The sequence below is a fragment of the Achromobacter sp. ACM05 genome (genome assembly GCF_019218915.1).
Taxonomy (GTDB): Bacteria; Pseudomonadota; Gammaproteobacteria; order Burkholderiales; family Burkholderiaceae_B; genus Achromobacter; species Achromobacter animicus.
The window spans coordinates 753582-771605 of the sequence record NZ_JAHUWQ010000001.1 but is presented as its reverse complement, the minus strand read 5'-3'; the positions used below and the strand labels follow the sequence as shown (position 1 = coordinate 771605).

Sequence of the window (18024 nt, the reverse complement as noted above, 5' to 3'; positions counted from 1 at the left end):
AAAGCGTTATCGATACAGACATGTCAGATCAGCAGAACACCACTCCCGAGACCAGCGGCTACGGCGCTGACTCGATCAAGATGCTCAAGGGGCTGGAGGCCGTGCGCAAGCGCCCCGGCATGTACATCGGCGACACGTCCGACGGCACCGGCCTGCACCACATGGTGTTTGAGGTCGTCGATAACGCCATCGACGAAGCCCTGGCCGGCTATTGCGACGACATCGTCGTCACGATCCACACCGACAACTCCATCTCCGTCACGGACAACGGCCGCGGCATCCCGACCGACATCCACAAGGACGACGAATTCCACCGCAGCGCGGCGGAAATCGTCATGACGGAACTGCACGCCGGCGGCAAGTTCGACCAGAACTCGTACAAGGTGTCCGGCGGCCTGCACGGCGTGGGCGTGTCTTGCGTGAACGCGCTGTCCGAATGGCTGCGTCTCACCATCCGCCGCAACGGCCAGGTGCACCAGATGGAATTCCGCCAGGGCGAGCGCGTTGCGCCCCTGGCCGTGACCGGCACGACCGACAAGCGCGGCACCGAAGTGCGCTTCCTGGCCGACCCGATCATCTTCAACAACATCGAATACCACTACGAGATCCTCTCCAAGCGCCTGCGCGAGCTCTCGTTCCTGAACAACGGCGTCAAGATCCGCCTGATCGACCAGCGCCAGGGCAAGGAAGAGAACTTCGCGTTCTCGGGCGGCGTGAAGGGCTTTGTTGAATACATCAACCGCGCCAAGACCGTGCTGCACCCGAACGTGTTTTCGGTCACCACGGAATCGTCGGCCGGCGGCGTGCCGGTCGGCGTGGAAGTGGCGATGCAGTGGAACGACAGCTACAGCGAAAGCGTGCTGTGCTTCACCAACAACATCCCGCAGCGCGACGGCGGTTCGCACCTGACCGGCCTGCGCGCCGCGATGACGCGCATCATCAACAAGTACATCACCGACAACGAACTGGCCAAGAAGGCCAAGGTCGAGACGTCCGGCGACGACATGCGCGAAGGCCTGGCCTGCGTGCTGTCCGTGAAGGTGCCCGAACCCAAGTTCAGCAGCCAGACCAAGGACAAGCTGGTGTCCAGCGAAGTGCGTCCGGCCGTTGAAGAAGCCGTGGCGCGCACGCTGGAAACCTGGCTGCTCGAGCACCCGAACGACGCCAAGGCCCTGTGCAACAAGATCGTCGAAGCCGCCCGTGCACGCGAAGCCGCGCGCAAGGCACGCGAAATGACGCGCCGCAAGAGCGTGCTGGAAGGCGCCGGCCTGCCCGGCAAGCTGGCTGACTGCCAGGAAAAGGACCCCGCGCTGTGCGAGCTGTACATCGTCGAGGGTGACTCCGCAGGCGGCTCGGCCAAACAGGGCCGCGACCGCAAGTTCCAGGCCATCCTGCCGCTGCGCGGCAAGGTGCTGAACGTCGAGAAGGCGCGCTTTGACCGCCTGATCGCCAGCGAACAGATCGCCACGCTGATCACGGCGCTCGGCACCAGCATCGGTCCCGATTTCAATGTGGACAAGCTGCGCTACCACCGCCTCATCATCATGACTGACGCGGACGTCGACGGCGCACACATCCGCACCCTGCTGCTCACGCTGCTGTACCGTCAGATGCCCGAGCTGGTGCAGCGCGGCTACGTGTACATTGCGCAGCCGCCGCTCTACAAGGTCAAGGTTGGCCGCGAAGAGCGCTATCTGAAGGATGACCAGGAAGAAGCGCAGTTCATGCTGACGCTCGCCCTGAAGGACGCCGAGATCATCTCGGGCGGCAACATCATCCGCGGCGAAGAACTGAACGACCTGGCCCGCCAATACGTGGCAGCCGACGGCGTCATCGCCCGCCTGTCGCGCGTGTTCGACGTGGGTGCGCTGTCGGCCATGGCCGAAGGCGTGGAAATCAACCTGGACACGGCCGAGTCCACCGCCGACTCCGCCAAGCGGTTGGCCGACGCCATGCGCGATCCCATCAACGGCAACGGCGTCGAAGTCGTGCCGCAGTTCGACGAGGCCACCGAACGCCATCGCCTGTCCGTGCAGCGCATGCACCACGGCAACGTGCGCGTCAGCATCATCGACGCCGACTTCATCAATGGCTCGGATTACGCCATTCTGTCCAAGGCCGCCAAGAGCTTCCTGGGCAAGGTCGGCGCGCGTTCGATGGCCGCCCGCGGCGAAGGCGACAAGCGCAAGGAGCAGCCCGTCTCCGACTTCCGCGAGGCCATGCAGTGGCTGCGCAGCGAAGCCGACCGCAGCATCTCCAAGCAGCGCTACAAGGGTCTGGGCGAAATGAACCCCGAACAGCTGTGGGAAACCACGATGGACCCGAAGGTGCGCCGCCTGTTGCGCGTGCAGATCGAGGACGCCATTGCGGCCGACGAAGTGTTCACGACGCTGATGGGCGACGACGTGGAACCGCGCCGCAACTTCATCGAAACGCACGCGCTGTCGGCGGGCAACATCGACGCATGATCGTGTAGGATCCCGTCGGGATTTAGATTTTTCCAAATAGATTTAGATTTCATAAGACGAAACCCGACCGGTAGCGGTTGGGTTTTTTCTTATCGACGGGTGGTTGCAATGTGACGACCGGCTTCTTTGCTCGATGCGACCTGGATGGCGACGAAATTGCTGTTCGGCAATGTCACAGCCTTAGCATCCCTTCGCCTTGATCCGCAGCGCGCGGCCATCGCGATGCTCGACACCCTAGAAGCCGGTCGCTGTGATAACGCCTTGCCGTGCACCCAGCCCCTCGATGCGGTGCGGAACACGGTATCGAGCTTGCCACGGAAGTAGGAGCCGGCGATGGCAGCGATGTGCGTTTTGCGCCTTGCGAACAACCGCCCCAGCTGCAAGCCGAGATTGTTGCCCAATCTCTCCCGAACGCTGTGGAACACCTTTTGCAGATAGCAGCTGGCCCTACTAGGGCCACCTTCGGGCTGTCTTGAAGCGACTGGCTGGGCGCATCATCTCAACAGCGCTGCCGCGCAGCATTCATAAGGTTGCTGAATTGCTTGGGATGAACCGGGAGGCGGCTTACTGGTTGGTAAGAAGCGGCTTCATGAAAGCCGAACCACTTATGCCGAAATGAGGGTGCGTTGCTCGTGTAACCCGTTTGGAGGTGGAGAGGTTCCGACGAGAATACGTGTTTGCCACAGAGTTGGCAGAAGCTCTGAAGATGCGGGCAACGAAGGTTGTGTCCGCGCTCGCAGAACTGGACATGTACCCAGCTTCTTCAAGCGGGATGGAGACGTGTGGAAAGATCTTCTACGCACGCGCGAACGAAGCTGAAGGATGGCTCGTCAGCTTGGGAGCCAAGTCCCCATCGACGGACAGAGAATGAACTGAACCGCGACATTTGGCTCGCTTCCTCAAGCCGCGTCTGCGCGGTTTACGTCGATCGCTTCCAGAACAAGGTTGATCGGCGCGGGATAGACCAAAAGCGCATCTCGGTTTTCTCGCAGATCTGCGTCCGTGTAATTCTGGCTTAGCAGGTCGTCGATGAGTTCCTGCTGTCTTGGCTGATCAGAGCGCAACGTAAACGCTCCTCCTTCTTGAGGACGAAGTGGCCCTGACCTTCAGGCTTGAGCCCGAGGCACCTTCCGATCTCACTTGGGGGATGGATAGCTTCCCGCTTGAAGTCACATGCAGTCCTTTGCTTTTTGCCGGAATGGATTGTTGCGAAGGTGGTTAGCATCTGGGGCTCTTATCCACAGAGCAAAGAGCATAAATGCTTCAACTGTTCACCCCTCTTGTCCAGAGCTCCTGGATCGCGCCTGTTCTTTCGACAGGGCTCTTTTTACTGCTATGCCTTTGGATCCGGGCGCGAGCGGGATCCGCGCACTTTCTTTTGGACCGACTTTGGCGAATTGCAGCCGGTCGGCGCGAAGTCCAGGATTCGGTGCTGAAAGATATCCAACAGGAAAGTCGCGACCTGGAGATCTTTAGATTTTTCTATCGTGTGCCCTTGCAATCCTTGGCCGACCTGCACAAGCTCGACAGGTGGGCGAAAGCCCACAACGTCGGTATGTCGAAGCTGAAAACTCTGTGGCGTTGGGTTGATGTGCGCAATTCGGCGGTCGTGCGCAGGCCGCACAGCACGTCAATACCGGCTCTTATCTTCCTCGTCATAGTGTTGTGGATTTTGTCTATGATCGCCGGTTCCTTGCTCGCTTCGCCCTACGGGTACTTTCACATGAAAGAGTCGAAGGTCTGGTTCAAGACGGACGCGAATACCGTGAGAAACATGACCCTATGGGGGGAAGACTGGGTTTTCGCTGCCAAGGAATGCGCTGCGGAAAGTCCGGATCTTCTTGAGAAAACAGGCTTTCGGAAGTCGGAGCTGCTCGACCTATGCAGGGCGTTAGACAGTGGCAGCATGAAAGATCAGGTGCACTCGCTCGTGAAGCAGCAGAGGTGGCTAGCCTCGCTCTTCCTTCTCCCCTTTATCGTGGGCCTGGCGGTTGCCATTCGCGCAGCTTTAGGCACGGTCGAGGCAGAAAAGCTTTGGAAGGAGCTGCATTGCTCGCCTGCCGTACCCGAGGCGATTGAGCCGAGCGGGATCCCGCATGTCAGCTGTGGAGGCAAGCCTCAAAATGACCGCTCCGAGGGGCCCGTCTAGCCTAAGACGACTCAACGACGATGTCCACCCCTCGGCGGTCCATGTGCTGCCTCACTCGCCTACAAATATTCCTGGCGCATGTCGTTGAGTGGATGCGCATTTCTTTCCGTAACCCAGGGACGGTGAATTCCTTGCGTTCTCTGACGCGCTTGAGCAACATCTGGTTTGGGAAGCGAGGTTTGCTTGTGGCGCGCAGCGGGATGGCGGCCGAATTCGTCGTCGGCCGTCCACATTGATATGCTTGGTTGGCCGCATTCGAGTGTTCTGATCAAAAGATCTTTAGAGCACTTGTCTTGTTTGAGAGAGTGGATTCTGGACGATCCGAGAGGTCAAATTCACGGGCAAGCACGAACCTACCGCGCACTTGTAATTAAGATACCTTTCGTTTAATCTTGTCGCGTCTGGGAGGTTCTCCCAGTTGCGAGCTGTCATTAAACCCAACGCAGTGTGATGGAGCGTCCGTGTTGCATTTGCAACGATCTTCGGATCGCTACCAGGGAGGCCGCGCCCCGCGCCGACGTACCAGCGCCCCGCGCCCGACCTGCTTCTGTTGTCAGGCATAAATGGTGGTGAGTTAGCGTTTTAACTGGTACTTCCGCTCTTTCTTTAGCTTCGTAAGCGAACTCTGAATGGCAGTTGTTGGCATTCGCCGCAACAATAACTTGGAGGTTCAACTATGAAGTGTTCTATCGAAGTTCGTTGGGACAGCCAGCGCCGTAGCTTGGAAAACTGCGGCGTGCAGATGCAAACCAGTTTTAATGTGCGACTCGGGATTAGTATGTGTGTTTCACACTTCGTTATCTTCCTGAGTGGTTGGTTCAAGTATTTCTTGAGTTAACCGGCTCACTCCCCTTTCTCTCTCGCAGCCGTATGAATAGAATTACTTTTGCTTCGAGGCCAATCGCTTCGAGAGCGGCGCTAGCAAAAACTCTCAGCTTAGACGAGCGAGTTCTCAGGCAACTTGAACAGAACGTTAATGCTCTTTACCTTTCCTTTGAAAGGCCAAAGAAGCACGGTGAGGGGATGCGAAGCATTACGGCTCCCAAACCTGCGTTGATGCAGGTCCAGCGTCGCATAAACACACGTATCTTCTCTGGCTGCAAATTTCCGCGTTATCTCCATGGTTCCATCAAGGATCTCGAAGCTCCGAGGGATTTTTTAACCAATGCGAGCGAGCATAAGGCGGCAGAACACGTAATAACACTGGATATCAAAAATTTCTACCCCTCAATTGAGCGAGAGGTAGTTTTTAAGATATTTAAGTACCTGCTTAGGTTCCCCGATGAGGTGGCGACCTCACTGACCTCCTTGGTGACACTGGATGGCGTCGTTCCCCAAGGCGCCCCAACGAGTAGCTTTATCGCGAATATGGTCTTCTATGATCGCGAGCCAAAACTTGTCGAGGAATTTATTCGTTCGGGGGTCCGGTACACGAGACTATTGGATGACATTACGCTCAGCTTTTCCAACCGAATTTCGAGTGAGAAGCTCAAAGGCGAAGTGATCGGTAAGGTCCGAGCCATGTGTTCGGAGAAGGGTTTCAAGCTTCACGACGGGAAGCAGAGGATCCATGCTCTAATTTCCTCACCCAATCCTGCAATTGTCACGGGCGTGTCCATCAGAAATGGCAGGGTCGGGTTGCCGCCAGTTTACAGAGATAAAACGCGAGCGAAGGTGCACACTTGTGTAAAGCAGTTCGATGCTGGTCATCAAACCGCTGCCGAGTATCACCGGCTACATAACTCCGCCCTCGGCGATGTCACGCTGTTGAAGAGGTTGAACTACAGTTGTGCCGAAGCTTATGCCGAAAAGCTTCGGTCCTGCCTGCCGACTTACAGCCCAAAGAAGGCTCGACAATTGCGGAGGATGTGTGAAGATCTTGCGATGAAAATGCGGCCAACTTCGGTGGCCGCTCTAACTAGACGCTTTCATGTGCTAATGCACTGCTTGACCGTTCTGGGCAGAACGAAACCCAACCAGGCACGCACCCTTCGCACTCTTCTGCGCACTTCGCATGCAAAGGCGATATCGAATGGATGAAACTGGCACAGTTAAGGTCATTGATAGTCTGAAGGGCTTCGGCTTTATTAGACCAACGAAGGGCCGCGAAGTTTTCTTCCATGTGAGCAACTGCTCGGTCGGCATCTTACAGCTGAGAGTCGGGGATGCGGTTCGATTTCAAATCGTTGGTGAGGGCAAAGGGCGTCGAGCTGTTAACGTAAATCCAATCGATGCCAATCGAGCTTAATTAGAAGGCAAGTTGATCCGTAAGGAGCGCGGAGAACAGGTCTAGGGAAATCTAGCGAAATGGGACATCTCGATCTGGTACGACCTGCCAGATGTTAGACGGCCTTAGGGCGACGGCATGTGACATCTAAATGCTGACGGGATCCTACAGATCTTGTTGGATCCCGCGAATACCTAGTTTTTCCCGGGGGTTCTGGCATTCGTAATAGGGGCTGCTTTTGCAGCCCCTTTTTCTTTGGTTCTCGGCAGTTCAAGCCAAAATTCGCTGCCAGCCGAGCGGTTCCAGATTTCGCCATCGCTCAGGTGAAAAACCGCCCCACCCTCCAACCGCGCGGGCATCGCTGGAATTCCCATCAATGGGCCAACGCATGACACCCCCCGCTACGCGCAGATTATCCATAAATATGGATAGTCATTCCATTTTTGCAAGGTTTATTCATTATCCCGGCACGCCTACAGTACCTCCATGCGCAGTCAACACGGCGATTCAGGAGACTTCCCTCCCTAGCCGGCTGACTGAAAACTTCCTCATCAGGTAAATGGAGCTCATCATGAATCAGCAACTCAACGGCAAGATCGCACTCGTCACCGGCGGCACCACGGGTATCGGCCTGGCGACCGCCCAGGAACTGGCCGCGCAGGGTGCGCGCGTCTTCATCACCGGCCGCCGCCAGGCCGAACTGGACGCCGCCGTGGCCGGCATCGGCGTCGCGGCAACCGGCATCCGTGCCGACGCGTCGGTGCTGAGCGACCTGGACAACGTCTACGCCCAGATCGCCAAGAGCGCCGGCAAGCTCGACATCCTGTTCGCCAACGCGGGCGGCGGCGACATGATGCCGCTGGGCGCGATCACGGAAGAGCACTTCGATCGCATCTTCGGCACCAACGTGCGCGGCACCTTGTTCACCGTGCAAAAGGCCTTGCCATTGCTGGTCGATGGCGCCTCGGTGATCCTGACGGCGTCGACCGTATCGATCCAGGGCACGGAAAACTTCAGCGTGTATAGCGCCAGCAAGGCGGCAGTGCGCAACTTCGCGCGCTCGTGGGCGCTGGATCTGAAGCCGCGCGGGATCCGCGTAAACGTCGTGAGCCCCGGCCCGATCCGCACGCCGGGCCTGGGCGGTCTGGTTCCCGACGAAGCCCGCCAGGGGTTGTTCGATCATCTGGCCGCGCAGGTGCCGCTGGGCCGTCTGGGCGAGCCGCAAGAGATCGGCAAGGCCGTGGCGTTCCTGGCTTCCGACGCGGCGAGCTTCGTCAATGGCATCGAGCTGTTCGTCGACGGCGGGATGGCGCAGGTCTGAGCGCATTGCGCTTCCGATCGCCACTTCTCAACATGAAATTCTTGACTCATTGCGTACTGGCGCTGGCTGCGATGTGCAGCGCGCCTTATGCGCACGCACAGGAACCATCACAAATGAAACCCGCCACGCAAGACCCCGCCGATGTGGCGCAACGCCTGATCGACATCCATTTTTCGATTTGGAACGACGCCAACGCCCAATCCCGCGAGTCGAAGTTTGACCAGGTGTACACGCAAGATTTCTTCGTGGCCGATCAAAGCGGCGTCGCTACCGGTTACGCGCAGGTAAACCGCCTGATCGAGCAGTTGCAAGGCACCCATGCGGGATTCCGTTTCACGCCAGCGCCAATCACCTGGAATCATGGTCTCGGCCGCGTGGTCTGGAGTTATGGTCCGCGCAGCAATCCGGACCAGGTGCATGGCGAAGATATCTTCACCGTCAAAGACGGCAAGCTTGCGAGCGCCCACGTCTTTCTCGATCGTCAGTAATGGGGATGCGCATCATGAAACGACTGGCTTCTTGCTTCATGGCAATTGGCGTTCTGGCTGGTGGCGCATCCCAGGCGGCGGGCATCCATGTCGCGGGTGTGGATCACGTGGGTATCAACGTGCCCGATCTGAAGCAGGCGGAGGCATTCTTCAAGGGTGCCTTCGGATGCGAACCCGTGACACGAATCGGGCCATTTCAGCTGAACCCAACGGCGTCGCCCGACGCTGCGGGTTTCGCGCCCCGCGCCGATAGCGTCACGATTGCCATGCTGCGTTGCGGGGAAGGCTCGAACATCGAGTTGTTCGAGTATGTGAATTCGCGTGGCAGCAAGGTCATGCCTCGCGTCGAGGATATCGGCGCTTCGCACATCGCGTTCTACACCGACGATATCGAGGGCGCGGTGTCTTATCTGAAGTCCCAGGGCATCACCGTGCTGGGCAAACCCGTGACGATGACATCGGGCGATACCGAAGGCGAGACGTGGGTGCATTTTCGCTCGCCTTGGGGGTCAGACATGGAACTCGTCAGCTACCCGAATGGCAAGGGATATGAACACCGCACCAGCCTCAGGCTGTGGAATCCCAAGCACCCCGGTCAGTGAACCATCAAACGAACCATCGACAGGATTGATATGAACCTTCCTCATCAACCCGGCGCGTACGGCGCCCAATTCCCCGACCATGGCCGGTCTGCCGCTGACCATGACAAAGACCTGCCGACAGCGGTAGTGGTTGCGGCCTATTACCGCGTGCATCCGCAAGACCGGCAGTCATTCATTGACGCCGTCATTCCCGACATGGTGGCAGCCCGAAAGATGCCCGGATGCGTCTACTACGCCTTTGCCGCGGATCTGACAGACGCCAATCTGTTTCATCTGGTGGAGGGCTGGGCAGATGAGGCGGCTTACGAGCGTCACGAACAAGCGCCTTCGTTTCTCGCGGCGCTGGCGCATGTCGTCAAGCACGTGCGGATTCTGGATCGGCAGGGGTTCCGGTATGAGGTCGCGCGGCAGATCATCGATGACCCACGGAGCAAGGTGGCTCCGGCTTAAGGCGTCCAGCGGGCACGCGATGCGCGGGATCGCCCGTGCGATTTGCGTGCCGATGTTTGCAGGACGGCATTCGCGCGCGTTCGGTCCAACCGTTTTCCGAGCCGCTTTTTCAGAGACCTCACCATGATTGTAGAAATCGGCAGTGCCAGTTCGACGCAAGTCGTTTCGCGGTACGAACCTCCCTCCTCCCCTCCCGCTTCTCAAGTGAATGAAGTCAGCGCCACGGAGCCGGAGTCGCAGACAAATGCTGACGCGTCGTCGGCCGACGCGTCGGCGGCGCAGCAGAGCAAGGAGTCGGATCCCGCCAAGAATGGAGGCGAATCGCTAGAGTCGCTCAGGGAGCAGATCGCGCAATTGGAGAAGCAGCTTGCGCAAGCGCTGGAGGAGTTGCGCGATGTTCAGTCGGCCACCATGGATGAAAAGCAGAAGGCTGCGTTGACGGCCGCCCTGCAGGTGAAAGTGGCGGTGTTGAATTCGTCTTTGATGTCCATGATGATGAAGCTGGCAGAGGCCATTGCCAATGAGAACGGCAAGAACTTTGAGAGTGCGGTTGCGCTGGCCGCGGCTCAAGGTGGCGGCGGCAGCGCGGGTTGAAAGGACGCCAGCGGATCCGCCCGCGGGGGATTCGCGAATACACTTCGGTCAGGAAGACCTGACGAAAGGCCGTGCGGATTGAAGGTGATTGCACATCGAAGGCCAGCCCAATGCGGGCTGGCCTTCGGCTTTCCGGACCGGCTATCGGATGTCATCAATCAAGCGCCCCGGGCGCCTCTGCAATCAAAGGAAGTAAAGATGGGAAATCGGGCCTGGCTGTATCTGTGCTCGGACGAGGATGACGGCGCGCCGCCCGCGGAGATCGCCAGCGCGAATGGCAACCTGCCGACGTTGTGGCAGGTGCTGCTGGCGGAGGGCGAGTCCCGTGCGGCGCCCGATGACCAGGACCTCCTTGGTGATGGCGATGGCAATGGTGCGGGCATGGCCGCCGATGCGCGCGTTGCCCATCAGCGGCTGGGCGAACTGGCGGCCTTCATGGGGGCGCACTCGGATCGCGACGATGCGCTGCCCGTGCTGCAGTTCGATGCCGCCGTGCAGTATCTGGGTGAGCTGATCGATGAACACGACGACGACGGCGACTTGTGGATAAGCTCGAATCTCAATGAGTTGTCGTGGCTGCACGCGGACGGCGCGGCGGCTTATGTTCACCAGACGCGCACTTTATGCGAAGAACGCTGGCTAGCCGTGCGGCAAGGCATGCAGGCCGGTGACCTGGCCGCTGTGTGCCGATTGCTGGACGTGCAAGATGCCGGTGACGCCTCCGGCTGGGCGTGGCGCTTTGGTTTTGGCGGGCTGTCGCATTCCTATTTCCACGAACAGGATCCGGCCCGCATGGTCAGCTTCGAAGACTACGTTGCCGAGGGGGGCGACGATGAAGACGCGTGGCTTGGCAGCGCGCTGTACCGCTACCGTGTGGACAAGTTGTGGGGGCTGCGGGCGGTCGATCCGGAGGCCGAGTCCGACGACGACAACGACGGCGACGACGACAGCGATTGCTGGCTGCCCGTGATGGCGCCGCAGTGGGATGCGATCTGGCGCAGCGGCGCGTCCGATGAGGGCGTGCTGTGGATAAGCAGCGAAGGACGCACCGGGCTGCTGCGCGTGACGGAGAACGTTGCTAGCGTGCTGGTGGCGCCATGCTTTGACGCGGTGTGGGATTTTGAAGAAGACGTGGCAAGTGTCCAGGTGGGCGACAAGGTGGGGCTGATCGCCGCGGATGGCCGTGAAATCCTGCCGCCGTCGCTGGACGAGGCCTGGAACTGTGCGCAAGGCCTGGTGGTGGTGCGCGTCGGAGATCAGTTGGGCTTTGTGGACAAGTCGGGTGGCTGGGCGATCACGCCGCGCTTCGAGGACGCGGGGTCGTTCTGCCCCGGAGGCTTGGCGCCCGCGTTCGAGGCGCAGGCGTGGGGTCTGGTCGACCGGCGTGGCGATTGGGTAGCGGCGCCCGAGTGGGACGATGTTTATTGGGACGAGGACCTGCATGCGTTCATCACCGAGCGTGATGGGATGCAGGGGCTGATCGAAGCGTCGGGGCGCCCGGTGCTGGATGCGAGCTTTGCCGCGCTGGCGCCGCTGGATACGGCGGCGGATGCCGCCGAGCTGTGGACAAGCGGCTTGATGCGGATCAGCGTGCTGACGCAAGATGCGCGGCGCGGCGTGGTGGATGGCGAAGGGGCCGTGCGGGTGCCGATCGTTTACAGCGATCTCGGCGAGGTGAGCTGGCTGCCGTCGGAACGGCCTGGCATCCCGGAGCCCGCGCCGGAAGGCCAGGCGGGGCGCTATGCGCGGATCCTGGCGAATGTGGGTCGCGATGACGACGGCGACGAGACGTGGGCCGAGGGCGTCTATGACATGGCCGAGGGGCGTGAAGTGCTTGCTTGCCGGCATGTGCTGACGTTCGGGTTGGCGTGGAACGGCGCGTATGGCTGGCTGGTGATGCAAGCGGGCCAGGCGCCCTGCCCTCACAACGTGGACGGGCTTTACGTGGGCGTGGCGCGCGCGGGTGGCGACTGGCTGCATGAACCTGTGTACGCCTGGATCGGTTCGCCGGAATCCTTGCAGACTGCGGCGGGCGTTTACAACGGCCCGCCGGCGATTGTCTCGCAGTGGAACGAGGGCGAGCCGGTGCGGGCCATGCGGGGCGATACGGGTGTGCTGGTGATGCTGCACCGTGACGGGCGGGAGACGCCGGCCTAGGCAATTGCGGCAACGGTGTCTGACACCCTGGGGAAATGGTCGTCGGTTCGAGGCGGTGTCTCAGCGGGTGTCAGACACCGTCTCCAGACTCCGTCTCCACACACATCGCCGCCGCGATCGGCTACCGCGGCGGCCGCGCTTTCAGATCCCCCATCTCTTCCTGCATCAGCTGATGCGCATAGCGCGAGAACACCGTGACCAGGCGCGTGCGCGTGTGATACGGCGGGTACAGCAGCGCGACGGTGACCGGCACCGCCGGGCTGAACGGACGGACTTCCACGCCGTTCGCTTCGTATTCCTCGCGCGCGGCCAGCGGGTTGATCAGCGCCACGCCCAGCCCCGCGCCCACCAGCGCGCACACCGACGACCCCAATCCCGCTTCGGCCACCGTATGGCGCTCGACCTTGGCGGACTTGAACACGGCGTCGATCTTCTCGCGCAGCGGGGTGCCGCTGGGAAATGCGATGAAGGGCTCGCCCGCGAAATCGGCAGGCTTGAGCTTCTTCAGTTTGGTCAGGCGGTGTCCGCGCGGCAGTACTGCCACGCAGCTCATCGTGAGCACCGGCTCGACCTGGATGCCGGGCGCCTCGCCGGACAGCATCGCCAGCCCTGTGTCGCAGAACCCCGAACTGATCCAGTTGTGGACCGCGCTGGCGTTGCCCGAGTGGATGGACACCATGACGTCCGGGTACTCGGTCTTGAAGGCCGCGACGATGCGGGCCAGGAGCCCGCCCGCCAGGCGTGGCATGGCCGCCACACTCAGTCGGCTGGCGCTGAACGAGCGGATGCTGGCCGCCGCCGACTCCAGGCCGGCGAGGCCGATGAAGGTCTTTTCGACCTCCTGAAAAAAGCGCGACCCGTCCTGGGTCGGGCTCAGCCGGCTGCCATTGCGGTCGAACAATGGAAACTGGGTGATGGCTTCCAATTGCGCAATTAAGCGGCTAACGTGCGGCTGCGAGGTATGCACGCGGCGCGCCGCAGCGGTCATGGATCCGGTCATCATGACGGCGCGGAACGCCTCAATGTGCCGCAAGCCCATGCGAGTAATGGCCATGTCAAATCCGTATAGAGGAATACCTGATTGGAACTGGATAAAACCATACTGCTAGTTGATACTTTTTGCCAGCCGCGGGGCTCATCGCGGGACGCGGCGGTCGCCAGCCAGACTGGAACCGCCGATCGTGAACATAAACACGCGCCGCACGTACGGCGCCAAGGGAATCAGATGAAAGCACTTGCCGCGATCTCCGTCGCCGCCGCCCTGCTGGGCACCACCGCGACCGCACATGCCGAAGGTCCCAGCCGCCTGGACAAGATCCGGGAAACCGGCGTCATCACGATCGGCCACCCCGAGACCTCGGTGCCGTTTGCGTATCTGGACGGCAACCAGAAGCCGATCGGCTACACGGTCGAGATCTGCCAGGAAGTCGCCAAGTACGTGCAGGAAGCGCTGAAGCTGCCCAAGCTGGAAGTCCGCTACAACCCGACGACGTCGGCCACGCGCATTCCGCTGCTGGCCAACGGCACGATCGACCTGGAGTGCGGCAACACCACCAATAACGAGGCCCGCCACAAGCTGGTGTCCTTCGCGCCCACGACCTTCGTGGCGCAGGTGGTGCTGGTGGCGCGCAAGGACGGCGGCGTGGACCCCAATGACCTGTCCTCGTTCCGCGGCAAGACCATCGCGGCGCAGGCCGGCGGCCAGACGTTCAAGCTGATCTCGCAACTGAATGCGCAGGGCAACCTGGGAATCTCGATGGCGCCCACCAAGGACACCGCCGAGACCATCCTGATGGTGGAATCGGGCCGCGCCGCGGGTTCGGCCAACGACGACGGCATCGCCTACGGCGCCGTGGCTTCGTCCAAGAACCCGGACGCCTTCGTGATCGGCAAGAAGGGCCTGGAAATGGCGCCCTACGGCATCATGCAGCCCAAGGACGATCCCAGGTTCAAGAAGGTGGTTGATGACGCGGTGCTGGATCTGATGAAGACCGGCAAGGTTGCGGCGCTGTACGACAAGTATTTCAACTCGCCGATCCCGCCCAAGCAGATCAACCTGAAGTACCCCATGAGCGACGCCCTGAAGCGCGCCCTGGCCAACCCCACCGACTCGGGCGATCCCAAGGCCTACGAGTAAGCCGCATGCCGCGGGGCGCAACGCGTCCCCGCGGCGCATGAAGCAAGGACGCCGGCCGGGGCCGGCGTTGCAATCAAGGGCGAGGGCATGAATTACAACTGGAGTTGGAGCGTCTTCCTGGAGATGTCGCCGGACGGCGTGCACACCTTCCTGGAAACGATCCTGATCGGCGTGGGCTGGACGCTCGCGCTGGCATTGACGGCCTGGGTTTTCTCGTTGCTGCTGGGATCCTGGCTGGGCGTGATGCGCACGGTGCAGTCGCGCCTGATGAACGCCATCGGCGCGACCTATGTAGAGCTGTTCCGCAACATCCCGCTGCTGGTGCAGATGTTCCTGTGGTATTTCGTGCTGCCCGAATTGCTGCCGCATGCCTGGGGCCTGGCGATGAAGCAGATGCCGCAGCCGTGGGGGCAGTTCGTGCCCGCGGTGCTGTGCCTGGGCTTTTACGGATCGGCGCGTGTGGCCGAGCAATTGCGCGCCGGCATCCAGTCGCTGCCGCGCGGGCAGTTTCAGGCGGGCACCGCGCTGGGACTGACCGAGGGCCAGGTCTACCGCTACATCATCCTGCCCGAGGCCTATCGCATCGTGCTGCCGCCGCTGACCTCGGAATTCATGGGCACGATCAAGTATTCGTCGGTGGCGCTGACCATCGGCCTCTTGGAATTGACGGGCCAGGCGCGATCCATGGCGGAGTTCAGCTTTCACATCTTCGAGGCGTTTTCGGCCGCGACGGTGATCTACCTGATTCTGAACGGCATCGTCGTGCTGGGGATGCGCACGCTCGAGCGCCGAGTCGCGGTGCCCGGCCTGATCGGCACGGCCGCGAAGTCGCCTGCGGGATTGGGGCGCTGACATGGGCAAATTCGATTTCGATGTGATCTGGGGCTCGCTGCCGTACCTGTTCCAGACCGGCATGACCTTCACGCTGACGCTGACCGTGCTGGCGGCGGTGATGGGCCTGGCGTTGGGCACGATCCTGGCGATGATGCGGTTGTCGCGCTACAAGATCCTGTCGGTGCCGGCTGGCATCTACGTGAACGTCATGCGTTCGATCCCGCTGCTGCTGGTGATCTTCTGGTTCTACTTTCTGATGCCGTACATCGCCGCGTGGGTGGTGGGCTCGCCCACGCCGCTGCGCGTGGGGGCGTTCAACTCGGCGGTGATCACGTTCACGCTGTTCGAGGCCGCGTACTTCTGCGAAATCATGCGCGCCGGCATCCAGTCCATCGCGCGCGGCCAGGTATCGGCCAGCATGGCGCTGGGCCTGAATCACTGGCAAGGCATGCGGTACGTCGTGCTGCCGCAGGCGCTGCGCAACATGGTGCCGGCGCTGCTGACGCGCGTCATCATCCTGTTCCAGGACACGTCGCTGGTGTACGTGCTGTCGCTCACCGACTTCCTGGGCGCCGCGTCCAAGATCGGCCAGCGCGACGGCCGGCTGGTCGAACTCTATCTCTTCGTGGCGGTGGTGTATTTCGTGATTTGCTTCACGGCATCGCGTCTGGTCAAGCAGCTTGAAAAGCGTACGCGGGTGCTGCGCTGAGCCGCTTGCCGCAGCAATCACGTTATCCACAGGTTCAACGATGCAATCCTCTTCCAATCCCCCGATGATCGAGATCCGGCAGGTCAGCAAATGGTACGGCGACTTCCAGGTGCTGGACGACTGCTCCACCACCGTGCGCCGCGGCGAAGTCGTGGTGGTGTGCGGCCCGTCCGGGTCGGGCAAGTCCACGCTGATCAAGACCGTCAATGCGCTCGAGCCCTTTCAGAAAGGCGAGATCGTGGTCAACGGCGTGTCGGTGGGCGATCCGCGCACCAACCTGCCCAAGCTGCGCGCAGTCGCCGGCATGGTGTTCCAGCACTTCGAGCTGTTCCCGCACCTGTCCGTGACCGAGAACCTGTGCCTGGGGCAGATCAAGGTGCTCAAGCGCGGCAAGGACGAAGCGCGGCAGCGCGCGCTTGCGCTGCTTGAGCGCGTGGGTCTGTCGGCGCACAAGGACAAGCATCCCGGCGAACTGTCGGGCGGCCAGCAGCAGCGCGTGGCGATCGCCCGGGCGCTGTCGATGGACCCGGTCGTGATGCTGTTCGATGAGCCCACGTCGGCGCTGGACCCCGAGATGGTCAACGAGGTGCTGGACGTCATGACCGACCTGGCGGGCGAAGGCATGACCATGATGGTGGTGACCCACGAGATGGGATTCGCGCGCCGCGTCGCCGACCGTGTGATCTTCATGGACGGCGGCAAGATTGTCGAGGACTGCCAGAAGGAGCAGTTCTTCGGCAATGTCGAGGAGCGTGCCCCGCGCACGCGCCAGTTTCTTTCCAAAATTTTGCAGCACTGAAAGCCATGACCCAGCGGACCCCCGCCGAACCTCCCCCACTCCGCGTCGACCTGCGCAGCGATACGGTCACGCACCCGACCGCGGCCATGTACGAGCGCATGCGCACCGCGCCGATCGGCGATGACGGCCTGGACGGCGACCCCACCGTGCGCGAGCTGGAAGCGACCGTCGCTTCCAGCCTGGGCAAGGAGGCGGGCCTATTCGTGCCGAGCTGCACGATGGCCAACCTGCTGGCCGTGCTGGCGCAAACGCAGCGCAGCGAACAGGTGGCGCTGGAAGCGACTGCCCACATGTACACGTCGGAACGGGGCGCGGCCACGTTCACGGGCCTGTTCTACCAAGGCTTGCCGGGCGCCGAAGGCGCGATGGACCTGAACCGGCTCGAAGACGCGCTGATGGCCGGCGGGCACCGCCTCAAGACTGCGCTGGTGGCGATGGAGACGTCGCACAACAACGCGGGCGGCGCAGTGCTGCCGCTGGACCATATGCAGGCCGTGCACGGCATGGCGCGCGCAGCCGGCGTGCCGGTGCACCTGGATGGTGCCCGGCTGTTCAACGCTGCGGTCGCGCTGGGCGTGCCGGCCATGGACATCACGCAATACACGGATACGGTGTCGCTGTGCCTGTCCAAGGGCTTGAGCGCGCCGGTGGGCGCGGTGCTGGCGGGCAGCCAGGCCGTGATCGCCAAGTCGCGGACGCTTCGCCGCATGCTGGGCGGCACGCAGCGCCAATCCGGCATCATGGCCGCCGCGGGCCTGGAAGGCGTGCAGCACATGAGCGCGCGGCTGGGCGAGGACCACGTGCGGGCGCGCCGGTTGAGCGACGGCATCAACACGCTGGCGCCCACGCTGACCGCGACCGTGCCGCAAACCAACATCGTGCAGGTTGAGACCGCCGACACCGGCATGACCAATGCCGAATGGGTCGCGGCCCTGCAGGTGCAAGGCGTGCTGACGCGTCCGTGGGGCCGTACGCGGCTGCGTTGTGTCACGCACCGGCACATCAGCGACGACGATGTCGATATGGCCGTCAAGGCGTTTTCCGCGGTGCTGAACGCGCGCTGATTCAGCCGATTTTGGGGTGGGCGAT

The 18024-nt window shown here is 61.6% G+C and carries 16 protein-coding genes; 15 read left to right on the top strand and 1 reads right to left on the bottom strand.

The genetic code is table 11. From position 1 onward, the window contains the following. Positions 1 to 20: 20 nt before the first annotated feature. From gyrB to KW836_RS03430, 10 genes are all read left to right on the top strand, one after another. Complete coding sequence (gyrB, locus tag KW836_RS03475; RefSeq protein ID WP_218342471.1) at positions 21 to 2468, top strand: DNA topoisomerase (ATP-hydrolyzing) subunit B; 2448 nt, start codon at positions 21 to 23, stop codon at positions 2466 to 2468. 1258 nt (positions 2469 to 3726) lie between these two features. After that, the gene (locus tag KW836_RS03470; protein ID WP_218342470.1) at positions 3727 to 4617 is read left to right on the top strand and encodes a DUF6216 family protein; all 891 of its coding nucleotides are present in this window, start codon (positions 3727 to 3729) and stop codon (positions 4615 to 4617) included. 870 nt (positions 4618 to 5487) lie between these two features. Then, a complete protein-coding gene (locus tag KW836_RS03465) occupies positions 5488 to 6657 on the top strand; it encodes a reverse transcriptase family protein (protein WP_218342469.1) in 1170 nt (389 codons plus the stop codon). Next, complete coding sequence (locus tag KW836_RS03460; RefSeq protein WP_370632978.1) at positions 6632 to 6865, top strand: cold shock domain-containing protein; 234 nt, start codon at positions 6632 to 6634, stop codon at positions 6863 to 6865. The genes KW836_RS03465 and KW836_RS03460 overlap by 26 nt, the downstream gene beginning before the upstream one ends. A 550-nt stretch (positions 6866 to 7415) precedes the next feature. Then, on the top strand, positions 7416 to 8165 hold the full coding sequence (locus KW836_RS03455; RefSeq protein ID WP_218342467.1) for an SDR family NAD(P)-dependent oxidoreductase: 750 nt from the start codon (positions 7416 to 7418) through the stop codon (positions 8163 to 8165). Positions 8166 to 8278: 113 nt separating this feature from the next. Beyond that, positions 8279 to 8653: a nuclear transport factor 2 family protein gene (locus KW836_RS03450; protein ID WP_218342466.1), complete on the top strand. Its 375-nt coding sequence runs from the start codon at positions 8279 to 8281 to the stop codon at positions 8651 to 8653. A gap of 14 nt (positions 8654 to 8667) precedes the next feature. Next, entirely contained in the window at positions 8668 to 9255 is a 588-nt protein-coding gene (locus KW836_RS03445) for a VOC family protein (protein WP_218342465.1), read from the top strand. Positions 9256 to 9285: 30 nt separating this feature from the next. Further along, positions 9286 to 9705, top strand: coding sequence for a putative quinol monooxygenase (locus tag KW836_RS03440; RefSeq protein ID WP_218342464.1), 420 nt, complete (start codon positions 9286 to 9288; stop codon positions 9703 to 9705). Positions 9706 to 9828: 123 nt separating this feature from the next. Then, positions 9829 to 10299 carry a hypothetical protein gene (locus KW836_RS03435; protein WP_218342463.1) on the top strand — a complete coding sequence of 157 codons (471 nt, stop codon included), beginning with the start codon at positions 9829 to 9831 and terminating at the stop codon, positions 10297 to 10299. Between the two features lie 198 nt (positions 10300 to 10497). Then, complete coding sequence (locus KW836_RS03430) at positions 10498 to 12456, top strand: WG repeat-containing protein (RefSeq protein WP_218342462.1); 1959 nt, start codon at positions 10498 to 10500, stop codon at positions 12454 to 12456. A gap of 121 nt (positions 12457 to 12577) precedes the next feature. Here KW836_RS03430 and KW836_RS03425 read toward each other — a convergent pair whose 3' ends face one another. After that, positions 12578 to 13510 carry a LysR substrate-binding domain-containing protein gene (locus KW836_RS03425; protein ID WP_175136960.1) on the bottom strand — a complete coding sequence of 311 codons (933 nt, stop codon included), beginning with the start codon at positions 13508 to 13510 and terminating at the stop codon, positions 12578 to 12580. A gap of 171 nt (positions 13511 to 13681) precedes the next feature. Between KW836_RS03425 and KW836_RS03420 the strand changes: the two genes are divergently transcribed. From KW836_RS03420 to KW836_RS03400, 5 genes are all read left to right on the top strand, one after another. Then, positions 13682 to 14593, top strand: a complete 912-nt coding sequence (locus KW836_RS03420) for an amino acid ABC transporter substrate-binding protein (protein WP_218342461.1) — start codon at positions 13682 to 13684, stop codon at positions 14591 to 14593. A gap of 87 nt (positions 14594 to 14680) precedes the next feature. Next, positions 14681 to 15445, top strand: a complete 765-nt coding sequence (locus KW836_RS03415) for an amino acid ABC transporter permease (protein ID WP_175124845.1) — start codon at positions 14681 to 14683, stop codon at positions 15443 to 15445. Position 15446: 1 nt separating this feature from the next. Further along, entirely contained in the window at positions 15447 to 16136 is a 690-nt protein-coding gene (locus KW836_RS03410) for an amino acid ABC transporter permease (RefSeq protein WP_056565990.1), read from the top strand. Between the two features lie 64 nt (positions 16137 to 16200). Continuing rightward, positions 16201 to 16935: an amino acid ABC transporter ATP-binding protein gene (locus KW836_RS03405; RefSeq protein ID WP_056565987.1), complete on the top strand. Its 735-nt coding sequence runs from the start codon at positions 16201 to 16203 to the stop codon at positions 16933 to 16935. A 5-nt stretch (positions 16936 to 16940) separates the two neighbouring features. Further along, the gene (locus tag KW836_RS03400) at positions 16941 to 17999 is read left to right on the top strand and encodes a low specificity L-threonine aldolase (protein ID WP_218342460.1); all 1059 of its coding nucleotides are present in this window, start codon (positions 16941 to 16943) and stop codon (positions 17997 to 17999) included. The last annotated feature ends 25 nt before the right edge of the window (positions 18000 to 18024 follow it).

Coding starts and splice junctions, on each gene's coding strand:
- gyrB (WP_218342471.1), top strand. CDS start 21: ATGTCAGATCAGCAGAACACCACTCCCGAGACCAGCGGCTACGGCGCT.
- KW836_RS03470 (WP_218342470.1), top strand. CDS start 3,727: ATGCTTCAACTGTTCACCCCTCTTGTCCAGAGCTCCTGGATCGCGCCT.
- KW836_RS03465 (WP_218342469.1), top strand. CDS start 5,488: ATGAATAGAATTACTTTTGCTTCGAGGCCAATCGCTTCGAGAGCGGCG.
- KW836_RS03460 (WP_370632978.1), top strand. CDS start 6,632: ATGCAAAGGCGATATCGAATGGATGAAACTGGCACAGTTAAGGTCATT.
- KW836_RS03455 (WP_218342467.1), top strand. CDS start 7,416: ATGAATCAGCAACTCAACGGCAAGATCGCACTCGTCACCGGCGGCACC.
- KW836_RS03450 (WP_218342466.1), top strand. CDS start 8,279: ATGAAACCCGCCACGCAAGACCCCGCCGATGTGGCGCAACGCCTGATC.
- KW836_RS03445 (WP_218342465.1), top strand. CDS start 8,668: ATGAAACGACTGGCTTCTTGCTTCATGGCAATTGGCGTTCTGGCTGGT.
- KW836_RS03440 (WP_218342464.1), top strand. CDS start 9,286: ATGAACCTTCCTCATCAACCCGGCGCGTACGGCGCCCAATTCCCCGAC.
- KW836_RS03435 (WP_218342463.1), top strand. CDS start 9,829: ATGATTGTAGAAATCGGCAGTGCCAGTTCGACGCAAGTCGTTTCGCGG.
- KW836_RS03430 (WP_218342462.1), top strand. CDS start 10,498: ATGGGAAATCGGGCCTGGCTGTATCTGTGCTCGGACGAGGATGACGGC.
- KW836_RS03425 (WP_175136960.1), bottom strand. CDS start 13,510: ATGGCCATTACTCGCATGGGCTTGCGGCACATTGAGGCGTTCCGCGCC.
- KW836_RS03420 (WP_218342461.1), top strand. CDS start 13,682: ATGAAAGCACTTGCCGCGATCTCCGTCGCCGCCGCCCTGCTGGGCACC.
- KW836_RS03415 (WP_175124845.1), top strand. CDS start 14,681: ATGAATTACAACTGGAGTTGGAGCGTCTTCCTGGAGATGTCGCCGGAC.
- KW836_RS03410 (WP_056565990.1), top strand. CDS start 15,447: ATGGGCAAATTCGATTTCGATGTGATCTGGGGCTCGCTGCCGTACCTG.
- KW836_RS03405 (WP_056565987.1), top strand. CDS start 16,201: ATGATCGAGATCCGGCAGGTCAGCAAATGGTACGGCGACTTCCAGGTG.
- KW836_RS03400 (WP_218342460.1), top strand. CDS start 16,941: ATGACCCAGCGGACCCCCGCCGAACCTCCCCCACTCCGCGTCGACCTG.